Below are 333 nucleotides of genomic sequence, written 5' to 3' on the forward strand. Positions count from 1 at the left end.
CTACGTGTGGCAATATTCACCACGGCGGGTTTGGATTGATCCAACATGGGGGCCAGAGTCGGCATCTGACTATCATCATCAAGCCAGGGAAAAGGCAGTGCCGCAACAGCCACCTGTGTTAAAAGTGTAATACCAGCTAACCAGACAACAGCAGATTTCAGCTTATTCATCATTTTGTTTTCCTCAAAATGCTTTATCAATGTTCTCACGAGGGTTAAAAGGTAATTTTTCAGCCATTTGCTTATAAAGCTTTTTAGCTTCAGCAGACGTCGCTGGGGGAGTCATTATCTGCAATACCACAAACTGATCTCCAGCCGTTTTGCCGGGCAGGCC

It is taken from the genome of Methylophaga sp. UBA1464 (genome assembly GCF_002325665.1).
Classification (GTDB): Bacteria; Pseudomonadota; Gammaproteobacteria; order Nitrosococcales; family Methylophagaceae; genus Methylophaga.